This window comes from Paenibacillus taihuensis, from assembly GCF_003386535.1.
Lineage (GTDB): Bacteria > Bacillota > Bacilli > Paenibacillales > Paenibacillaceae > Paenibacillus_Z > Paenibacillus_Z taihuensis.
Genome location: NZ_QTTN01000012.1, coordinates 96,392 through 115,901, shown reverse-complemented (window position 1 = coordinate 115,901; position 19,510 = coordinate 96,392). Strand labels below are relative to the sequence as shown.

Sequence of the window (19,510 nt, the reverse complement as noted above, 5' to 3'; positions counted from 1 at the left end):
AGAGGTACTTGGTACCTCTCCTGTTTTTTGTCTAACTCTACCGTAATCTCCTCCGCTCCACGGTTAACGGACACCGCTGCACTTATTTGCCGCAAATTGGCTTTCGCCACGCGCTAACGGACTGGAGCAACCCTATTCGGTCCAAAATAGGGCAACTATGGAGGAACTCTGCGAGGATTGCTCTAGTTCGGGTTGTACATTCATATCGACCTTTTATTCAACTGGGCCTGCTTTTCCATCTCCACAGCGACATACTTCATGAATTGTTTCGCTTCGTCCGATACTCCAGCCTGAATCGGGTACGTCAACCAGCATTCCTCGTAAAAGTAATTCTTATCTTTAAGAGGAACCATAAAGATTTCGCCCGTCTGCGCTTCTGGAAAGCTGTTGAACATGAACTCATGCACGACCGAGCACGCACGTCCTCTTTTGACCGCGTCTTTGAGAATTCCGATGTTATTGGAGGCTAATAGAATCGGGCTGTCTTTGTGAAACAAGCTGACCCAAGCCTTGCCCTGCACCGAGTTATGGATCACGACCTCCTCATTCCTCAAATCCTCAGGCGTAACGAAATCGAGATTGAAGAAACGCGACTCTCTCGCGAAACAGACGGCAAGCCTTGTTCTAGTCATGTATTCATAACCAATATCTTTCTCATGTGCAATTTCGCTCGCGGGATGAGGATGAATGACGATATCTACGCTTCTTGCGCGGATACAATCAAAGATATCTTCGCGATTCTTCTCATCGATCGTTACATCGACGTCGCCGAAATCGGCTTTAAATGCGAGCGATGCCTCATAGACAATTTGAACAGCTCTTTATTTTATTTAAATTTACATAATAGCCTGCCTCCTCTACAATTACTCTGTTGGAAATTTTTCGACATATTTTTACAAAATATTTACTTATGGAGTTGATGCTTTCGGGTCTATTGGAGATAGCCCCTTGTCTATTTGGCGAAATTTGGCGACAAATTCCTAGCACTTTTCTAGCAATTTGATCATGTCGCTGCTCTTTTTAGCTGGGGCCATACACAAATCAAATAGTTTTTACACATTTTTTTTAACACTTTACCTCTACTATTAGCACCATGGACTGACAAACGAAGTATACGGGAGGAAGAACATTAGTGAGACTATCCATTCGCACAAAGCTAATGTCCAGCTTTATAGCCATTCTTGTGCTCTTGGTAGGGATCGGAACGCTAGCCATCGTACAAATGGCATCCCTGCAAAATTCCAGCTATATCGTACAAACGAACTGGCTGCCGAGCATTAACAAGATTGGCGTCATCAAGGATTACTTTAGTGAAGCTCGTGTAAACGTTAACAAAATCAACATGGAAAGCACCCCTGCCAACATCGATACAATCGCCCAAACGATTAATGACAGCATGGCTGCAATTAACAAAGAGATGCAAGCCTATGAGTCATTTATTATATCCCCCGAAGAAGATGCGATCTTCAATAAGCTGGAGAAAGACTTGCAAGCCTACAGCGATCACTTGCCTGGGATCATCCAAGCTCGCAAAGACAATCAGCCGGAGAAAGGGTATCAGCTTGTAAACGAACTGACGCCAGTTCGCAAGCTTGTGACCGAAGACTTCAACAAGTGGATCGAATTCAACAATCGCGGCTCCCAAGCAGAGGTCGATAAAGCCGCTCATACGAACTCCGTCGGCAAATCGCTAATCATCATATTCGGCATTATCGCAGTCGTCATCGGTATCGCGCTTGCACTTTGGATGTCCGAAATGATGGTGAAAGCCATCCGCTCCATTCTGGACGTTGCTCTCAAAGCAGCGAAAGGCGACCTCCGAGATCAAGCGAAGGCGCGCACGAAGGACGAGCTCGGCACACTTGCAGCTGCATTCAACGAAATGATGGATAATTTGCGGGGGCTGATCGGCCAAACAGTCAACTCTTCGCAGAACGTATCCGCGGCATCCCAAGAGATTTCCGCTACGACGGAGGAGATCGCCAAAGGCAGCACCGAGCAAGCGGAATCCGCTCAGACGATCAGCGAGCTTGTCCGCGAAATGTCGGTAGCGGTTAGCGATGTCGCAACGAAAGCAAGCCTGGTTGCAGAGCTGTCCGATAAGACGAAGCGCGGCGCAGAGACCGGCAACGAGACGATTCAAGCATCCGTTCAAAGTATGGAGAACCTCTCTTCCCAGATGAAGCTTCTTGAGAAAGATTCACAGAAGATCGGCCAGATTATCGAAGTGATCGACGAAATCTCCGAACAGACGAACCTGCTTGCCCTGAATGCAGCGATTGAAGCTGCACGCGCAGGCGATCAAGGTCGCGGCTTCGCCGTCGTCGCCGATGAAGTACGCAAGCTCGCGGAACGAAGCAGCGAAGCGACACAGCAGATTGCCGGAATCATTAAAGGCATGCAGCATAACACCGACCAAAGCTTGAAAGCCATGGAGCACGCGACCTTGCAAACGTCTAAGACAGGTCAAACGTTCCAGAGCATTGTACGCATGGTAAGCGATACAGCGGATCAAGTGACCGAAATCGCGGCTGCCAGCGAAGAGCAAGCGGCTCAAACTGTCGAAGTCATGCGCGCCGTTGAGACGATTGCCGCGGCAAGCGAAGAATCGGCAGCCGCAGCACAAGAGACGGCCAGCTCCTCCCAAACACTTGCACATCTATCCGAAGAACTTAACCAGCATATCAACTACTTCAGAGTCTAACATCATGATGTAAAGCAGTCGGCTGCTTCCTTATGCGGCCGGCTTTTATTTTCATAGTCTCCCTATATACCAACAATCGAACTTACCAGGAGGAATATGATGAAACTCTCTATCCGAGGCAAACTGATGTCCAGCTTTATCGCTATACTGGTTCTGCTGTCGGGGATTAGCATCCTCGCTATCGTGGAGATGGGATCTTTGCAGAAATCGAGCTCTATCGTACAAGGCAACTGGCTGCCTAGCATTAACAAGATCGGTGTTATCAAAGACTATTTCGTTGAAGCACGTGTTAGCGTCAACAAGATCAACCTCGAGAGCAACCCGGCTGAAATCGATAATATCGCAACATCGATTACAGACAACATTGCAGCTGCTCAGAAGGCAATGCAGGACTACGAATCGTACATCATTTCGGATGAGGAGGATAAGATCTTCAAATCGCTTGAAGAGCATATTCAAGCTTATTCCGATCAGATGCCTGCCATTATTCAAGCCCGCAAAGACAATCAGCCGGAGCAAGGCTATAAGCTGCTGAATGATCTGACGCCTGTCCGCAAGCAGGTCATGGAGGATTTCGCTAACTGGATCGACTTCAACAACGATGGAGCCAAAGCTGAGGTTGATAACGCCGCACAGACGAATGCGGTTGGCAAAACGCTTATTATCGTGTTCGGCATCATCGCCGTATTGATCGGCATTAGCCTTGCATTCTGGATATCGGATTCGATGGTTAGATCAATCCGTTCCATTCTCGAAGTGGCCACGAAAGCGGCAAAAGGCGATCTCCGCGACAAAGCGAATGCGAAGAGCAAAGATGAGCTTGGTACGCTGGCCGCTGCATTCAACGATATGATGGACAATCTGCGCCAGTTGATCAGTCAGACATTGTACTCCTCGCAGAGCGTATCCGCTGCTTCGCAGGAAATTTCCGCAACGACCGAGGAAATTGCCAAAGGCAGCACCGAGCAAGCGGAATCGGCACAAATCATTAGCGAGCTTGTCCGTGAAATGACGATCGCCGTTAATGACGTCGCGACGAAAGCCAGCATGGTATCCGATCTGTCAGAAAAGACAAAACGCGGCGCGTTGAGCGGCGGCGAGACGATCCATGCGTCCGTTCAAAGCATGGAGAATCTGTCGTCGCAGATGAAGCTCCTGGAAACCGATTCGCAGAAGATCGGCCAAATCATCGAGGTTATCGACGATATTTCCGAGCAGACGAACCTGCTTGCGCTGAACGCTGCCATTGAAGCAGCAAGAGCCGGCGAGCAAGGCCGCGGCTTCGCGGTCGTTGCCGATGAAGTGCGTAAACTCGCGGAACGCAGCAGCGAAGCAACGCAGCAAATTGCCGGCATTATTAAGGGGATGCAGCATAACACCGACCAAAGTCTGCGGGCGATGGAGCTTGCCACAACGCAAACGTCCAAAACCGGTCAGACGTTCGACAACATCGTTCGCATGGTCACTGAAACGGCCGACCAAGTAACGGAGATCGCAGCAGCAAGCGAGGAGCAAGCCGCTCAGACGGAGGAAGTGATGCGCGCTGTCGAGACGATTGCGGCAGCAAGCGAAGAATCCGCTGCAGCAGCGGAAGAAACGGCAAGCTCCTCGCAAACGCTCGCTCATCTCTCCGAAGAGCTGAACAAGAATATTAACTTCTTCAAGGTATAAGTCTAGCCTGTTTATGAGGCGGGTGTGAGGCGGGTGTGAGGCGGGTGTGAGGCGGGTGTGAGGCGGGTGTGAGGCGGGTGTGAGGCGGGTGTGCGGACTGGCGCCAGGCTATGGTGGATTTATCCTACGGAAAGTGGCTAAATGCCCCGTTTGGGCAGGCTATGATGGAAAAATCCACTCATTGACGCGCGAAACAAGCATTTTCGGCCCATTCTGCTGAAAATGAGTGGATAAATCCATTATAGCTATCAAAAACGGTCGTTTATGGGCAAAATGAGTGGATAAATCCATTATAGAAAAAAGCAAAATACGAAATACCCTCTCCCGTTCGGGAGAGGGTATTTCGCATCAATCAAATATTCCGCCGATACTGCCCGCCTACCTCGTACAGCGCATTCGTGATCTGCCCGAGGCTAGCGACCTTCACCGTCTCCATCAGCTCCGCAAACAAATTGCCGCCGCTAACTGCCGTTTGCTGCAGCTGCTTCAAGGCCTTGAGCGCCTTACCCTTATGCCGCTCCTGGAATGCTCGCAGGTTCGCGATCTGCTGCTCCTTCTCTTCCTTTGTCGCTCTCGTCAGCTGCAGTTCCATCGCTTCTTCCTGCGATGGATGCGGATTCAGAAACGTATTGACGCCGATAATCGGCAGCTCGCCGCTATGCTTTTTCATCTCGTAGACCATGGATTCATCCTGGATTTTGCCCCGCTGATACTGTGACTCCATCGCTCCAAGCACACCGCCCCGCACATGAAGACGCTCAAACTCAAGCAGCACTGCCTCCTCCACGAGATCGGTCAGCTGCTCGATGAGGAACGAGCCTTGCAGCAAGTTCTCGCATCGCATCAGTCCGAGTTCCTTGTTGATGATGAGCTGAATCGCCATCGCCCGGCGGACCGCTTCTTCGGACGGCGTCGTCACCGCTTCGTCGTACGAGTTCGTATGGAGCGAGTTGCAATTGTCCATAATCGCCATCAGCGCCTGCATCGACGTGCGGATATCGTTGAAGTCTACCTCCTGCGCGTGCAGTGAACGGCCCGACGTCTGGATATGGTACTTCAGGTTCTGACTGCGCTCGTCAGCACCGTATTTGTCCCGCATCACAACCGCCCAGATACGCCGCGCCACACGCCCAATAACGGAATACTCGGGATCGAGCCCGTTGCTGAAGAAGAACGACAGGTTCGGCGCGATATCATTAATGGACATCCCTCTGCCCAAGTAATATTCCACATACGTGAAGCCATTCGCGAGCGTAAAAGCAAGCTGCGTAATCGGGTTCGCCCCCGCCTCGGCGATATGGTAGCCGGAGATCGAGACCGAGTAGTAGTTGCGAATACGATGATCAATAAAATATTGCTGAATATCGCCCATCATCTGCAGCGCGAACGGCATCGAGAAGAGGCAGGTGTTCTGCCCCTGATCTTCCTTCAGCATATCCGCCTGCACCGTGCCGCGAACGTTATGCAGTGTCTCCCGCCGAATCTGCGCGAGCTCCTCCTCCGTAAGCGCCCTGCCGAGCTTCGCGGCGGCGGCTTCCGTCTGCTGCTCAATCGCCGTATTCAGAAACATCGCCAGTATGATCGGCGCCGGACCGTTAATCGTCATCGATACCGACGTCGACGGATGGCATAGATCGAAGCCGGCATAGAGCTTCCGCATATCGTCGAGAGTGCAGATGCTGACGCCGCTCTCGCCGATTTTGCCATAGATATCGGGGCGGTAGGCCGGGTCTTCGCCATACAGCGTCACGGAGTCGAACGCCGTGCTGAGCCGCTTCGCCGTGTCATCCTTGGACAAGTAATGAAACCTGCGGTTCGTCCGCTCCGGCGTTCCTTCTCCGGCAAACTGCCGCTTCGGGTCCTCTTCCTTCCGCTTAAACGGGAAGACGCCCGCTGTAAAAGGAAACTGGCCAGGTACATTTTCCTTGTACATCCAGCTAATAATATCCCCATAATCGCGGTACGCAGGCAGCGCGATTCGCGGGATGTCGAGACCAGAGAGGCTTCGCGAATAGAGCTCCGTCACGATCGGTTTGCCTCTAACGTACGCTGTGTAAGTCCGCTCACGGTATGCCTGCGACACAGCTGCCCAGTCCGTCTGCAGCTTCCGTGTATACGCGCTCAGCTTACTCGCATACGTATCTTTGAGCTGCTCGAGCGCAGACAGTACGGCCCCATCACCGTGCTGCCCTTGTTGGCGCGCCGCCTCGATGGCGCCTTCAATGCGGTAGCAGGCTGCGGCTGCATCCGCCTGCTCCTCCCCGAGCCGCCGATATTGCCGCACCGCAGCGGCAATTTCGCTCAAATATCCGCTTCGGTCATCGGGAATGATCGTCCGCTTGACCGAAGATTCTTGCCCTGCTTGCACCAAGGCCGCCGGCGGCGCCCAGCCTAGGCCGCACTGCTCATTCAGCTTCGCAATGAGCGCGGCGAAGAACCGGTTCATGCCGGTGTCGTTGAACTGGCTCGCGGTCGTGCCGTACACCGGCATATCCTGCCAGTCGCGGTCGAACTGTACGCGGCTGCGCTGCACTTGCTTCTTCACGTCGCGCAGCGCGTCCTCGGAGCCGCGACGGTCGAATTTATTGATGACGAACAGATCGCCGTAATCGATCATCTCGATCTTCTCCAATTGGCTCGGCGCGCCATACTCGCTCGTCATCACATAGACGGAGAAGTCGGCAACGGCGGTAATCTGATTATCCGCCTGCCCGATGCCGCTCGTCTCGACAATGATGAGCTCATAGCCTGCCGCCCTCGCCGCGGCAATGGAATCGGCAAGCGCGCTCGACAGCTCCGAGCGCGAGCCGCGCGTCGCGAACGAGCGCATGAAGACGCGGTCGGCGTATACCGCGTTCATCCGGATGCGGTCGCCGAGCAGCGCGCCGCCTGTCTTCTGCTTGGTCGGGTCCACGGACAGCACGGCAATCCGCCGCTCCGGATAATGCTGCAGGCAGCGGTGGACAAGCTCGTCGGTGAGCGAGCTTTTGCCGGCGCCGCCAGTTCCGGTGATGCCGAGCACCGGGGCCAACGTCGGTACTGGTGCCGATGTTCCACCGCCCCCGGCCGGTGCAGCCAGCTTGCCGACTTCGGCGAACAGCGCATCAAGCCGCGCCTTCTCCTCGCGCGTCGTCGAAGGCTCTATCTTCAGCTCGGCCAGCGTCATAAACTTCGCCGTCATGCTGTCATTTTTCGCTGCGAGCGCCTCCGGCTTGCTCTCGAAATCCGCAACCGTACTGAAATCGCACGCCTGCAGCATCACATTAATCATCCCTTGCAGGCCAAGCTTCCGCCCATCTTCGGGGGAGAATATCCGACTAACGCCATATTGATGCAGCTCATCCATCTCAGACGGGATAATTACGCCCCCGCCGCCTCCGAAGATGCGGATATGACCAGCGCCTTGCTCGCGCAGCAGGTCCAGCATGTATTTGAAAAATGCGACATGCCCACCTTGATACGACGATACCGCTATTCCTTGCACATCCTCTTGAATGGCTGTGCGGACAATTTGGTGCACCGACCTGTTATGTCCCAGATGGATGACCTCCGCGCCGCTCGCTTGCAATATCCGTCTCATAATGGTAATCGAAGCATCATGACCGTCAAACAACGCGGAAGCCGTGACAAAACGAATGTGATGCACCGGCACATATCGACTGACCTCTTCGCTCATACCGATCGCCTCCGAAGCTATCCTTGTTTGTTATCTGTATGCTTTCGGCGCGAGGGTCATGTTGCCGGACATGCAAATAAGGCCCCGGACGTGGTGTCCGGAGCCCCTTCTTCGATCCATTATGCTGCCGGGATATATTTAACCGGCAAAATCAATTCAACCGTCGTGCCAACGCCGACCGCGCTCTCAATCCGCAGGCTGCCTGAGTGAGCTTCCATGATCTGGTGGCAGACCATTAAGCCCAGGCCAGTTCCTTTCTCCTTCGTCGTATAGAACGGTTCGCCAACCATCGCCAGCCGATCTTCATGAATGCCGCAGCCTTGATCCTTAATCCGAACCACAACCTGCTGCTCGTTGGCTTGCATCTGAATGATAATCTCGCCGCCGCTTACCATCGATTCAATCGCATTTTTGAGCACATTGATGAATACCTGCTTCAGTTGATTCTGCTGGCAGTAGACGAGCGGAATGTCCGGCGCAAGCTCGGCCTTAATCTGCACGTCTCTCAAAATCGCTTCCGTGTCGAGGAGCGCGATTACATCGTCCAGCATTTTGCGTATATCGTTCATTTCAAAAACAACCGCCTGCGGCTTCGCAATAACGAGAAACTCGCTGACAATATCGTTAATCCGGTCGAGCTCCGAGAGCATGATCTCGTAATACGCATGATCGATCTTCTTGCTGTACAGCTGCACGAAGCCCCGCAAGGACGTCAATGGATTCCGAATTTCATGCGCTACACCTGCGGCCAGCTGCCCAACGACAGACAGCTTCTCGGATTTCAGCAGCAGCTCTGCCGTCCGCTTGAGCTCGGTTATATCTTTGGCAATACCATAGACGCCTATCACTTGACCGCTGACAATGATCGGAACCATCTTCAAGTTCACGCTGATGTGGGACCCATCCTTGTGGAGAATCTTAATTTCGATGCTTTGCGATTCCCCTTGGAGCGACTGGTCAAATACAACTTTAGCTGGCTTTCGGTCCGGTTCATTAATAAATTGGCAGAAGGATTGACCCAGCAGCTCGTCCAGCTGATAACCGACAATCCTCACGATCGCCGGGTTCGCACTGACCATGTGAGCACTTAGATCAAGCGAGAAGATCGCATCCGGATTGTGATCCACGAGCGACTTGATCGCCTGCTCATTCTCCGCCAGCTTGCGCTCATTCCGCTTACGTTCCGTAATATCGCGGCATAGCAGCTGCATAGCCGGTTTGCCCATGTACGCAATCGGTACGCAAGTCACTTCTACGTCAATCGCTTGTCCATCCACACGCTGGAAAATATGCTCGCTCGGAACGCCATGCTGTGTGGAAAAAAGCAGCTTGAAATCATTTTGGACGAGTCGGGCAATCGGCGTGCCAATCATGTGCTGCACATTCGCGGCTCCGAATACTTTTGCCCCGGCTGGATTAATAAATACAATTGCCTCTTCACAATAAACCACGATCGGCTCAGGCAGATGCTCCACAAGAATGCGGTACCGCTCCTCACTCTCGGTTAAATCCTTCTTCGCCCGTTTGACCCAGAAATATAGTATAAAAGCAGTTATGAATACATAGAAAATCCCTTTGGAGGTATGGATCCGTATCAAATTCGAAATATGCAGCAGCTCCATAATCTCATCAGACAGTACAATCCAGATGCTTCCGATGATGACATAAGAGAGCGCAATTCGGAGCGCCGTATTGGGTTGTTTCGCATTTGGCTTATTATGCATAATTATACGTTCTACCTCTGCTTCGAAAAATAGTCTATCATCCGTTTTCCTGTCAAGTATACCATTTATCGGTTGTAAGAAGCTTATAGTTCTTTTTACCAGTGTCGCATTAGCATAATAAAAACCCTCGACAATAAGCGTCGAGAGCCTGAAAGACTAGATTATAATGTTTCAACTAAATTCTTCACGCATTCCGCCGCACCACGTCAGCACCTTCCGATGAAGTCCGATCAGCCATTCCGGTGCCCCATCCAGCTCGAGCCCTTCGATGCATCTCAAGAGTCTGGCGTAAGAGTAGAGCCGGGAGAATCGTCTGAATAATGGCAGCTGATGGTGAAGCTCATCGATGTGGTGATCATTGAGTGATCTTATTGATGCGTACCCTTGCAAAAATAGCGCTCGAGCGCTGGCAGCTTGAGCTTCTTCGAGGTCGTCCAAATCAGCGAGAGCAGCTGCAATGTCCATGGTGTACCAGTGGTACATCGCATCATCGAAGTCGATGACACTGAATGGTGCACCGAATGATGCACGGGTTGAAGCAGCGTCAGCCTCCGCTTGAGCTCTATCGAACACATTATCGAGCTGGAAATCATAATGGATTATTCCCGCATGCTCCGCTCCATTCGGCAGACTGCGGAGCCATTGCTCCACGCGCCTGCACGCGGCGATGGCTGCATCCTCGTTCGGATGACGCTCCAGCACTTCGGAGATGAAGCGGAGTGTATCTTCCCAGCTTCGCCGTGCCGTCAGATCGGCAGACACTTCATAGTCAGCTGCATGCAGATGCAGCTGTGCCAACGATTGGCCCCATCGCTGAAGCTGATCCTCTGTCATCCGGTCAGCCTGCACACGGTTCCCTTCGGCTTGTTCAAACACAACACCGTAATAGCGTCCCTGCTCCGTCTCTATCGTCTCGATGAGCCGACCATTCAAGGATGGGACCGGCGGGGCCGCAGCATATCCCCGCTCTATTAAGTAGATGATATAGTGGAGCTCTGCATGTATATTCGCGATCGAATTATCAGCCTCGTGAACAAACCGAAGCCAGAACGGCTTGCCCCCGTCTGCTTCAAAGCGGTATACAAAATTGCTGCTAGCTCTCCAGAACTTTAGCGAATTCGCTTCGTGCTCCCAATTCAGAACAAGCTGTCCAGCAGGCGTGTCATCTACTGTTCCAAGCCACATATTTACAAGTAACATCATCGTCGCCTGTCGGCCTCCCATTGCCTATGAGAGGAGTTAGACTGCCCGTTAGACTGCCCGACCTCTCAACGGTCTATTGTCATGTTCGTTCGTATGCAAACATCATCACTCCTTTATGTAAGAGATAGGTTTGAAGCCGTCAATCTGGCCCGTCCGTAACTGCATACTTACGGGTTAGTTTTATTGTAGCTTGCTGCGCGAGAGACTTCCATATATTTCTATTCAATCATTTCCGAATGTAGCATAGTGGAGTTATACAAGGAGTAAGGGAGTGCACGGCATGGACAATTCGAATTCGCGGCACATCATTAAAGACCAATGGAACGAATGGGCCGATTCCTGGTACTTGCGTTATCGGACAGATGAAGCCATCGCCAAAATCATCGACGATCCAGCATCCGCGTTCCATCCCGCAACCTACGCAATCATTCGCGAAGCATTACCTAATCTGCAGGGCAAGCGGGTCTGCGTCCCGTCGAGCGGCGACAATCACGCGGTGTATGCTTTTCAGCTTCTCGGCGCACAGGTCACTTCATGCGATATCTCGGAAAAGCAAATTGCGAACAGCTCCTCCATTGCTCGCAAGCATGGCTGGGATATTGAGTTTGTGGTAGACGATACGATGCAGCTTGGCCGCGTGCGGACAACGCCTACGACCTGGTGTACACCTCGAACGGCGTACACGTGTGGCTTCATGATTTGAAAGCGATGTACCGGAATATTCACCGTGTTCTGAAGACTGGCGGTTATTCGGTCATGTTCGATGTTCATCCGTTCATGCGTCCTTTCTCGGGGGAGGCTGGCACGCTTGAAGTCGTGAAGCCTTACGACAAGACCGGTCCCATCGGAGATGTTCCGAGGTACAGATGGCGCGTGCAGGACTTTGTGAATGCGATAGTTTCATCTGGCCTAAGCTTGGCGCGGCTGGAGGAAATGTACGCGGTAGACGGTACATTCTGGGTAGACGAATCGGACGACGATGTGAAACAGCCGTCGCAGGCCGAGCTGGACAGCTATTGTGATTGGAAGTCGAATCCGCTTGCGGCATTGCCGCAGTGGCTGGCGGTGCGTTCGGTGAAGTAGGGGGCAGAGGCTTAGGCGCGCATCTCTTGCAGAACTTGGCTCTAAGTGTACAGTTCGGAGTCCCGCCCCTCTCTATATTGGATATTTCCACTAAGAAACGGTTCAGTCGCAGAAAAATGCAGCCTATGTTGGAAATATCCACTCATTTTTACCTCTAAACGCCCCGAAATAGGCGATTCCGCAGAAAATGAATGGAAAACTCCAATATAGCCAAGCAAAAAGGCCGATTTCAGCAAAAATGAGTGGATTTTTCCATTATAGCCTTTCAGCGAAACGCTGATTGCAATGAAAAAAGCGTGCATTTCGCTGTGAAATGCACGCTTTTACTCATTTCAACCGCGCAGAAGCCTGGCAGCCACGCTTACTCCTGCTCCGACACGCGATATGCGCCGTAGACGGCAAGATCGTCCTCGCCGAGATGTGCGAGCACGTCCTCGCTCGCGCTGGTCGGCTCGCCCGCCGCTGCCGCAAGGCGCTGCCACAGCTGCGTACGGTCGTACCGCTGATGCACCTTGCCGAATGCGTGGCGATCCAGGATCGCCTTCGCTTCGGCAAGGTCCCCGCGGTCGAACAAGAAGCTCGCCTTCCGCTCGATCAGCGCGTCGTCCTGCAGCGAGTCGACCTGCGCGAACCACTGCGCGCGCTCATCGAGAGCCTCCGCTCCGAAGTGCGCGAGCGTCACGTCGCGCTCGAAGAACAGCTGCGGGTGCAGGCTCCACGCAGCCGAACGAATCTGCGCGTACGCAGCGCGCGAGCCGGCGTAATCGCCCCTGCTTACGCGCAGCAGCCGGCCAAGCAGCGCATAGCCGCAGTCCAGCTGGACCGCCGAGAGCGCAGCAATCGCCTCGTCCAGCAGGCCTTGCCCTGCCAGCCATACGGCGTAGTAATACCGCCACAGCTGGCTGTGCTCTTCGCCAGCATCGCCAGCTGCGCTAGCAGCGACGTCCGCGGCCCACAGCAGCGCGTCGCCGAGCTGCTCCAAACCGGACGGCGGCCAGATGCAATCCTCGGCCGCCGGCGGAGCCGCAAGCGCGCCAGCGTCGCCGCCCCGATAGGGGGCCGCAAGCGCCAGCCACGGCGCCGTGCCCGCACGCGGTATCCAATCGAAGAGGGGAACCTCTTCGATTGGAATCAGCTGCGGCGCCGGCAGCGCCAGCTCGCGGATCTCCAGCGGCTCCGCGCTTGGGATCCAAAATTCCGTATGCACATGCCGCGCACCTGGCTGCAGCTTCGAATTATCCGCTTGCTCCAGCAGCGGACCTGCCTGGATCTCGACGTAACTCTCCCGGCGGATTGCCGTCGAATGTGCCCAGTTCTCATGCTTGCCGAGTCCGTAGAGCCACAGCTTGATGCCCGGCGTCTCCGCCGGATCGGCGATATGGTACAAGCCGCTGCCGAGGCTTGGCGTGTACATGCCGAACGCGTTGCAGTCGGCTGTCTTCCAGAAGAAGCCTTGCATCCGATCGAAGTCCTCCAGCGTATAACCGCGCTTGCCGTCCCACTCGATCTCCTCCAGAATGTCCGCATGCCGCAGCACACGACCCGTCGGAAAATGAAACTGCGAGTCCGCGCGCGCCGGCAGCGCCGCATTGGACCATGACATCCAAGCATGCGCCTCCGAGGTCGGGTTGACGAACGTCGCCCGCTGCGTCAGATAACGATCCCGCTCCCCGAGCGAATACTCGACCGTCCACTGCATGCCGTAGCGCACTTCGCGCTCGCCGCACCAAATGTAGAGACGGTCGCCAATCTGCCGCGCCTCCGTATGAACAGCCTCGATCTGCACAGGTGTATGTGCAATCGGAAAGCTCACCTCAATGCCGCCGCTGATGAACGCCATGCGCGGCAGAATCCGCACTGGCCGCACCGCACCTGCGTCGAACAAAATCTCCTTGCCGCTCGCCTTATCGAAGATGGAATAGATTTTGCCGCCCAGGTCAGGACAGACGGTCACTTTCATCCATTCATTCTCGATCGCAATCATCCGAAACTTGCGCAGCACAGGACGCTCCGCCGTCTCGCTGAAGCTCTCGTACGGATAGATACCCTCTCCGTCGCAGACTGTCGGAATCGGTCCGCTTCCAATCATCGGATGATACAGCAGCGTCTCCTGCCATTCCGTCAGATTCAGCACGTCAGTCCACTCTCCTGCTGCACGCACTCCGCAATTAGGCGGTTTACCCGCTCACGCATCGCAAGCAGCCATGCGCTGCCGCGCTCATACTGACGGAACGTGATCGGTTCGCTCAGTCCCGCTTCCAACAGCTCTACTACGTCCTGCTTGCTCGTTAAGCTTTCGAGCAAACGAAGTGCACGAATGTCCTGCAGCGCTTCGCGCAGTACAGCCAAGCGGATCGAGCTAATTGGACCGTCTTCGCCCGGATACACGAGGAACGCATCGCCCGAAGGGAACGCCATGTCGGCGTCCGTCACTTGGAACGGATTGATTTCCCGGCGCGAACGCTGCGCGTACCAGTGATTGTAGCCCCAATGCAGGAAGCCTTGAATATCGTATTTGTACAGCTGCACGCCGATAATCCGGTTCCGCGCCGAAGGCATGTTGAAGAAGCGGTTCGACTCCTTATGCTTGTACTCGCAGCAGCAGTAGTACGCCCACAGGTTGTCGGCATTGTTCTCGATATAGGTATGGATATGCTCTGTCGAAACGACCGGATGCGTCAGCAGGCCGCGCTTGTAGAAATCATACTCAGACAGCGCATCGATAATTGGGAATTCATCCTTCAGCAGTGTTCGAATCGTAGTGCTCGCGCTCGTATACGAATCCAGGCACCATGTGCCCGGCTCATCCGACAGATGGAAATAACTGCTCCGCTCAAGCCCATGCGCCTTAACAAATTGCACAAGCGCCGGAATGAACTGCGTCAGGAATTCTAGGTAAGCTTCGCCTTCCGCATCCGTTTCCCAGCCGAAGATTTGGCGCTGCTCTCCCTCGCCATCCACTTCCGCAAAGATCTTCGGCGCATGCTTCGCTCCCCACTGCGTGAACAGATGGGAGTACTCGAAATGCTTCACGCCATTCCGCAAGCATACCTCGACCCAGCGCTCCAGCAGCGTGAAGTCGAAAGTATAAGCGCCCGACTCGCCCGCCAGCTTCACGCCAACAAGCTGAACCGTCGGACGATATTTACCGTAATCCAGCTCCAGCGGAGGCGAGAACAGCGGCGTCAAAATCATGTTCATGCCGGACTCTACATAGTGCGCCACGTACTTCTCGATGATCTGCCAGTGCGCTTCGGAGAACGTCTCCACCTTGTACCAGCTCGCGAGGCAATCAAGATAGAACCATTCCGTATGCACAAGCTGCTGCTCTGGCAGCTCTGCACCGATAACCTCCAGCTCAAACATGCCGGAGCCTAGAGCTTCGCCATTTTCTTCCGTGAACTCGATCTCCACAGGATATTTGCCAGGAGCCGCGTCGCCTGCGATTTGAACCGTCACCCATACCGACCGCCACTGATTCGGCAGCGCATGGACGCCTCCCGTTACCGCTTCCAGCGGATAGAGCGGATCCGGATACAAGCCCGGCGTCGTCCGAAGCAGATAGTCGTCCGGGTCATTATAGTTAGGCAGCTCGGAAGGCGCGAGACCGACGCTCTTCACTGTAATCGTCGAAGATTCCGCCAAGCCGCTCTTCACGGCCACCTTCAGATTTTTCATGAAAGCAGTCGTCCGGTACGCCACTTGGAATGAATAATATTCCCCGCGCAGCGCGGAGCCCCGCTCATAAGCAGCCTCTTGAAGCTCCTCATCGGCAAACACCTTTGCAAGCGAATGGAGGCATCTCGTCTCTAATTTCAACTGTTGCTCCGACATCCTTATGCCTCCTCCGATAATGCTGCCAGCAGCTTGCGATGCACTTCTGCAAAATGAACCGTATCCTCGTTCGCCTCATTAAAGCTCGTTAAGCAGGATGCCGTCAGCTCGTCAGCCAAAGCTTTGTTCTTCGCAGCCAACTGCTTCAACAGCTCGTAGTCTTCGCAGCCGGCACGCATCGCCTCTAGCCGCATGCTGCTAAGCGGACCATTCGCCCCCGGATAGGTGCAGTGCGTGTCGCCCGGCGGGAAGAATAGATCCGTCTGATTGAGCGGGTCTTTATCATCGTCGCAATGGTTAAGCCCCCAGTGCAGGAACCCTTCCAGATCATATTTGTAGTTGCCCCAGTGCAAGTAACGCGACCGGATCAGAGGCATGTCCCAAAGCCGGTTCAACCACTTACCGCCTGGAATGCAGCAGGTATAGTACCACAGCTTGTCCCCGAGCGAACGCAGCTTCTCGAACTGCTCCTGATTCTCTTGGTAGAAAATATTTTTCGGTACGAGAATATCGACCGCACCAGCCAAATCAACCGTCTCCACCGCTTCCAGCAGCGGAACGCCTGGCATAAACTTGCGCACGATACCGGACAGAATCCGGTATTCTGTCACGCTGTTCTCTGTCGGCTCATCGGCAACATGCTGCACGAGAATGTCCAGCCAGCAGTTATGCTCGAGGAATTCACGCCAAGCAGGCAGGAATTGCGATAGGTACGCATAACCTTCTGCCGCGATCGCCTTTAGCGCTTCGCCGCCATTCCACGTATTGAAAATGTGGAACTCGGAGCCCCAGAAGTCCTTGCGCCCTGCAACAAGGCCGCCTTCGATACCTGTGAATCCAAGCCCGAGATAGAGCCGAATGAGCCGCTCCGCACGCTCGAAGTTAAACGTGTATTGATCCTCGCCAACGAGCGAGACTTGAATCGCATCCATCGGCACCCAGAAATGCGTCTGCCGCGCTCTTCGCATGATGCGGCCGTATTTCTCGATCATGGCCCAATGCCCTTCCGACCACAGCTCCACGTTATAACGCTTCGCCATATTCGGCAGGCTGAACCAGTTCGTAACCGCAAGCGTCTCCTTCGCGGGCACGACCGCCTCGAACACGTCGACTTCTACCGGAATGAGACAGTTGTCTTCCCCGATCGTGATCGACAATTCGCCGGAAAACTTGCCCGGAGCAGCGTCCGCCGGAATCTCCCAGCATACATACAGCGCTTCGGTAGTCGCACGCGAAACGGTCTCTTCCGTCAACGGCTGTATCGCTTCATAGACGCGGAAAGGAGCTTGCCTCGTCGTATAGCCCTCCGCCGACTCGCCATCTTGCACGCAGAAGCTGATTGGACCTGTATTCTTCTCCACAAAAATATCGATTAATTGATTGAACTCCGGTTGGCCTAGAAACACAGTGCTTGTCGAATGAATAAATGAACAACGAATAGGAGCTTCCAGTGCAACATCGTTAAGCAAAATCTGGCATGCTGCGTAGCTCCCCCGAGCCGAATTCAGCTTGATCGTGCCAGCACCGCCGTCACTAACAACGCTATCCGTGTAGAGCCATTCATTCATACTGAATATTTCGTACTTGATCATAATTGCTGCTTCCTCCCAGCTACCGCGTTTGCTTTATTTGACGAACCCGCCCTCATGTTCCGTGAATGTCCGGTAATCGGCTCGAATCAATTCCCCTACAGGCTTAATCGTCTTCCGATCCATATGATAGATGCCGAACGTATCGATCCAATTGTTGTGGTTCACATACCAATCATACATAATCCAGTAATCAATGCCAGCTACAAAACCATCATGATTTCGAGTTCCGTCCGGATTGATAACGGCATATTCCATAAGCGCCTTGAGCGTTTCCTTATACGTCTCGATTTGGGAATCGGACACAACGTTGTTCTCGCCTGACCAATGACCGTATTCGGTATTGACGATCGGCTTGTTCGGCCACAGTCGGTTCGCGTCCTCCAGAAACTTCTTCGTCCCCTCGTAATACGTTCCCCCGTGGAAAATGCCAAAGTACATCGTCCAGCTTGCTACATCGAGCGGCTCCATCGAAGGATCATGCGCGCCTGGTTGGTCGGCTGCTGCGCTCTGCGTCGTCAGTCTTCCGTCCGGATAACGGGTCTTCAAATCATGGACAAGCCGCGTATTATACACGGTGCGCAGCTTGACCTCAACCGACTCGTTTTGCGTGCTCCACATCAGAACCGACGGACGGTTATATTGGGAGAACACCATCTCCCGCCACATTTGGTCGCTGAGCCGCTTCTCTTCCTGGATTTCAAAATGGTCCCGTGTAAACTGCCACAGCGGAATTTCACTCGCCGTCGAAAGCCCCAGCCGATCAAGCAGCATCGCCGTGTAGACGTGGTTCGGATAGTGCGCGGTACGCACGTAGTTTACATGAAGCTCCGAGCGCATCTGCTGCAGGTCGTCGCGGATGCGGTCCCAAGTTGCTGTCCGGCCTGTATCCGGCCATTCTTCATGACGTGCGATACCTGCCAAGAAGACGGCGCGTCCGTTCAGCAGAATATCGGCGCCTTCCGTTGCAACGGTCCGAATACCGAACTGCGTATGAAAGCTGTCGGATTGATCCTCACGGTTAACGAGCGTGAATTGGGCTACATAGAGATTCGGCTGCCAGAACGCCCACAGCTTCGGATTCCGTATGCGAGCATGCAGAGTGACTGCTCTTGCCTCTCTCGCTTGTAGTGTGAGCGTCGCAGACAGCTCGCCGTCCCATGCCGCCTCCGCGCCTTTGATCTTCGATGCGTAAGGGGAGCCCAGGAAGGCTTCGGCCTGTTGATCCGCTTCGAACAATGCACCTTGCAGCTCCACCGTTGCCGGTACATTCGAGCGATTTTCGATTATGGCTGTGAACCGTACGTTGCCTTCCGTATCAAGCGGAACCGAATCGACTCTTGCAATATGGCAAGCCTCGCTGCCGCTTAGATACAGATCATGGATAACGCCGGTGTAGTTGAAAAAGTCCGTTCCGACCGTAGCCGGAATCATATCGCTGCGGCTGCCCCAAGGCGGGTTGTCCACGCGAATAACGATCGTATTGTCGTTGTCAAAGCAGACATATCTCGTAAGATCAATCGCAAACGGCGCAAAGCCGCCTTCGTGATAGCCGATCCATAGGCCATTCACCCAAATATCGGCGACGTAGCTGATCGACAACGCATGCAGCGTAACGGCTTTGTCCTTCCACTGCTCATCAAGCTTAAAGGTGCGTCGATACCAGACGCCGTTCTCGTATGTCTCGCTGGAGCCTGCCGCTTCAATACCCTTCAGCCCATTTTCAGGGCGGGGAAGCATAATCGTCTCCCAGCTGGAGTCGTTGTAATCCGCTTCCGTGCGGCCCGCCGCTTCTTCTCTGGCTTGATCGATCCAGCGCTCATCGCGCTGTGCCATCGAGAAATCGTGATCGGCTTCAAAACGCTGCTTCCTCCACTCGCCCGCGAGATCCAGCTTCAGCCGCTCCTGCGGATCGAACGAAGGAACGGGAATGCCGTTCTGAATAGGAATATGCACCCCATCCTGCTGCTGAAGCGAGAATGTCGTGCGAATACCGGTATATGTCATAGATTGCTGATTCATCGTG

General features: G+C 53.9%; 12 protein-coding genes. 4 read left to right on the top strand and 8 right to left on the bottom strand.

What is annotated here, in order from left to right:
• Positions 1 to 200: 200 nt before the first annotated feature.
• The gene (locus tag A8990_RS12375; protein WP_116189340.1) at positions 201 to 809 is read right to left on the bottom strand and encodes a substrate-binding domain-containing protein; all 609 of its coding nucleotides are present in this window, start codon (positions 807 to 809) and stop codon (positions 201 to 203) included.
• Positions 810 to 1,132: 323 nt separating this feature from the next.
• Between A8990_RS12375 and A8990_RS12370 the strand changes: the two genes are divergently transcribed.
• On the top strand, positions 1,133 to 2,704 hold the full coding sequence (locus A8990_RS12370; protein WP_116189339.1) for a methyl-accepting chemotaxis protein: 1,572 nt from the start codon (positions 1,133 to 1,135) through the stop codon (positions 2,702 to 2,704).
• Between the two features lie 99 nt (positions 2,705 to 2,803).
• Positions 2,804 to 4,375, top strand: a complete 1,572-nt coding sequence (locus tag A8990_RS12365) for a methyl-accepting chemotaxis protein (RefSeq protein ID WP_181909541.1) — start codon at positions 2,804 to 2,806, stop codon at positions 4,373 to 4,375.
• Between the two features lie 352 nt (positions 4,376 to 4,727).
• Here A8990_RS12365 and icmF read toward each other — a convergent pair whose 3' ends face one another.
• From icmF to A8990_RS12350, 3 genes are all read right to left on the bottom strand, one after another.
• The gene (gene icmF / locus A8990_RS12360; RefSeq protein WP_116189337.1) at positions 4,728 to 8,051 is read right to left on the bottom strand and encodes a fused isobutyryl-CoA mutase/GTPase IcmF; all 3,324 of its coding nucleotides are present in this window, start codon (positions 8,049 to 8,051) and stop codon (positions 4,728 to 4,730) included.
• Between the two features lie 119 nt (positions 8,052 to 8,170).
• On the bottom strand, positions 8,171 to 9,775 hold the full coding sequence (locus A8990_RS12355; protein WP_116189336.1) for a PAS domain-containing sensor histidine kinase: 1,605 nt from the start codon (positions 9,773 to 9,775) through the stop codon (positions 8,171 to 8,173).
• A gap of 171 nt (positions 9,776 to 9,946) precedes the next feature.
• A complete protein-coding gene (locus A8990_RS12350; protein ID WP_181909540.1) occupies positions 9,947 to 10,978 on the bottom strand; it encodes a phosphotransferase enzyme family protein in 1,032 nt (343 codons plus the stop codon).
• 280 nt (positions 10,979 to 11,258) lie between these two features.
• Between A8990_RS12350 and A8990_RS32110 the strand changes: the two genes are divergently transcribed.
• Complete coding sequence (locus A8990_RS32110) at positions 11,259 to 11,681, top strand: class I SAM-dependent methyltransferase (protein ID WP_245995983.1); 423 nt, start codon at positions 11,259 to 11,261, stop codon at positions 11,679 to 11,681.
• Positions 11,639 to 12,061 (top strand): class I SAM-dependent methyltransferase, encoded by a 423-nt coding sequence (locus A8990_RS32105; protein ID WP_342772826.1) that lies wholly within the window; start codon positions 11,639 to 11,641, stop codon positions 12,059 to 12,061. Before A8990_RS32110 ends, A8990_RS32105 begins: the two co-directional genes overlap by 43 nt.
• A 361-nt stretch (positions 12,062 to 12,422) precedes the next feature.
• Here the strand turns inward: A8990_RS32105 and A8990_RS12340 are convergent, their stop codons facing one another.
• Genes A8990_RS12340 through A8990_RS12325 form a run of 4 tightly spaced genes read right to left on the bottom strand, consistent with a single transcriptional unit; the run spans position 12,423 to position 19,506 of the window.
• Entirely contained in the window at positions 12,423 to 14,195 is a 1,773-nt protein-coding gene (locus A8990_RS12340; protein WP_116189334.1) for a DUF5107 domain-containing protein, read from the bottom strand.
• Positions 14,189 to 15,895: a DUF4091 domain-containing protein gene (locus A8990_RS12335; protein ID WP_116189333.1), complete on the bottom strand. Its 1,707-nt coding sequence runs from the start codon at positions 15,893 to 15,895 to the stop codon at positions 14,189 to 14,191. Before A8990_RS12335 ends, A8990_RS12340 begins: the two co-directional genes overlap by 7 nt.
• 2 nt (positions 15,896 to 15,897) lie before the next feature.
• Positions 15,898 to 17,487 carry a DUF4091 domain-containing protein gene (locus A8990_RS12330; RefSeq protein WP_116189332.1) on the bottom strand — a complete coding sequence of 530 codons (1,590 nt, stop codon included), beginning with the start codon at positions 17,485 to 17,487 and terminating at the stop codon, positions 15,898 to 15,900.
• A 33-nt stretch (positions 17,488 to 17,520) separates the two neighbouring features.
• Positions 17,521 to 19,506: a glycoside hydrolase family 2 protein gene (locus A8990_RS12325; protein ID WP_116189331.1), complete on the bottom strand. Its 1,986-nt coding sequence runs from the start codon at positions 19,504 to 19,506 to the stop codon at positions 17,521 to 17,523.
• Positions 19,507 to 19,510: the final 4 nt, after the last annotated feature.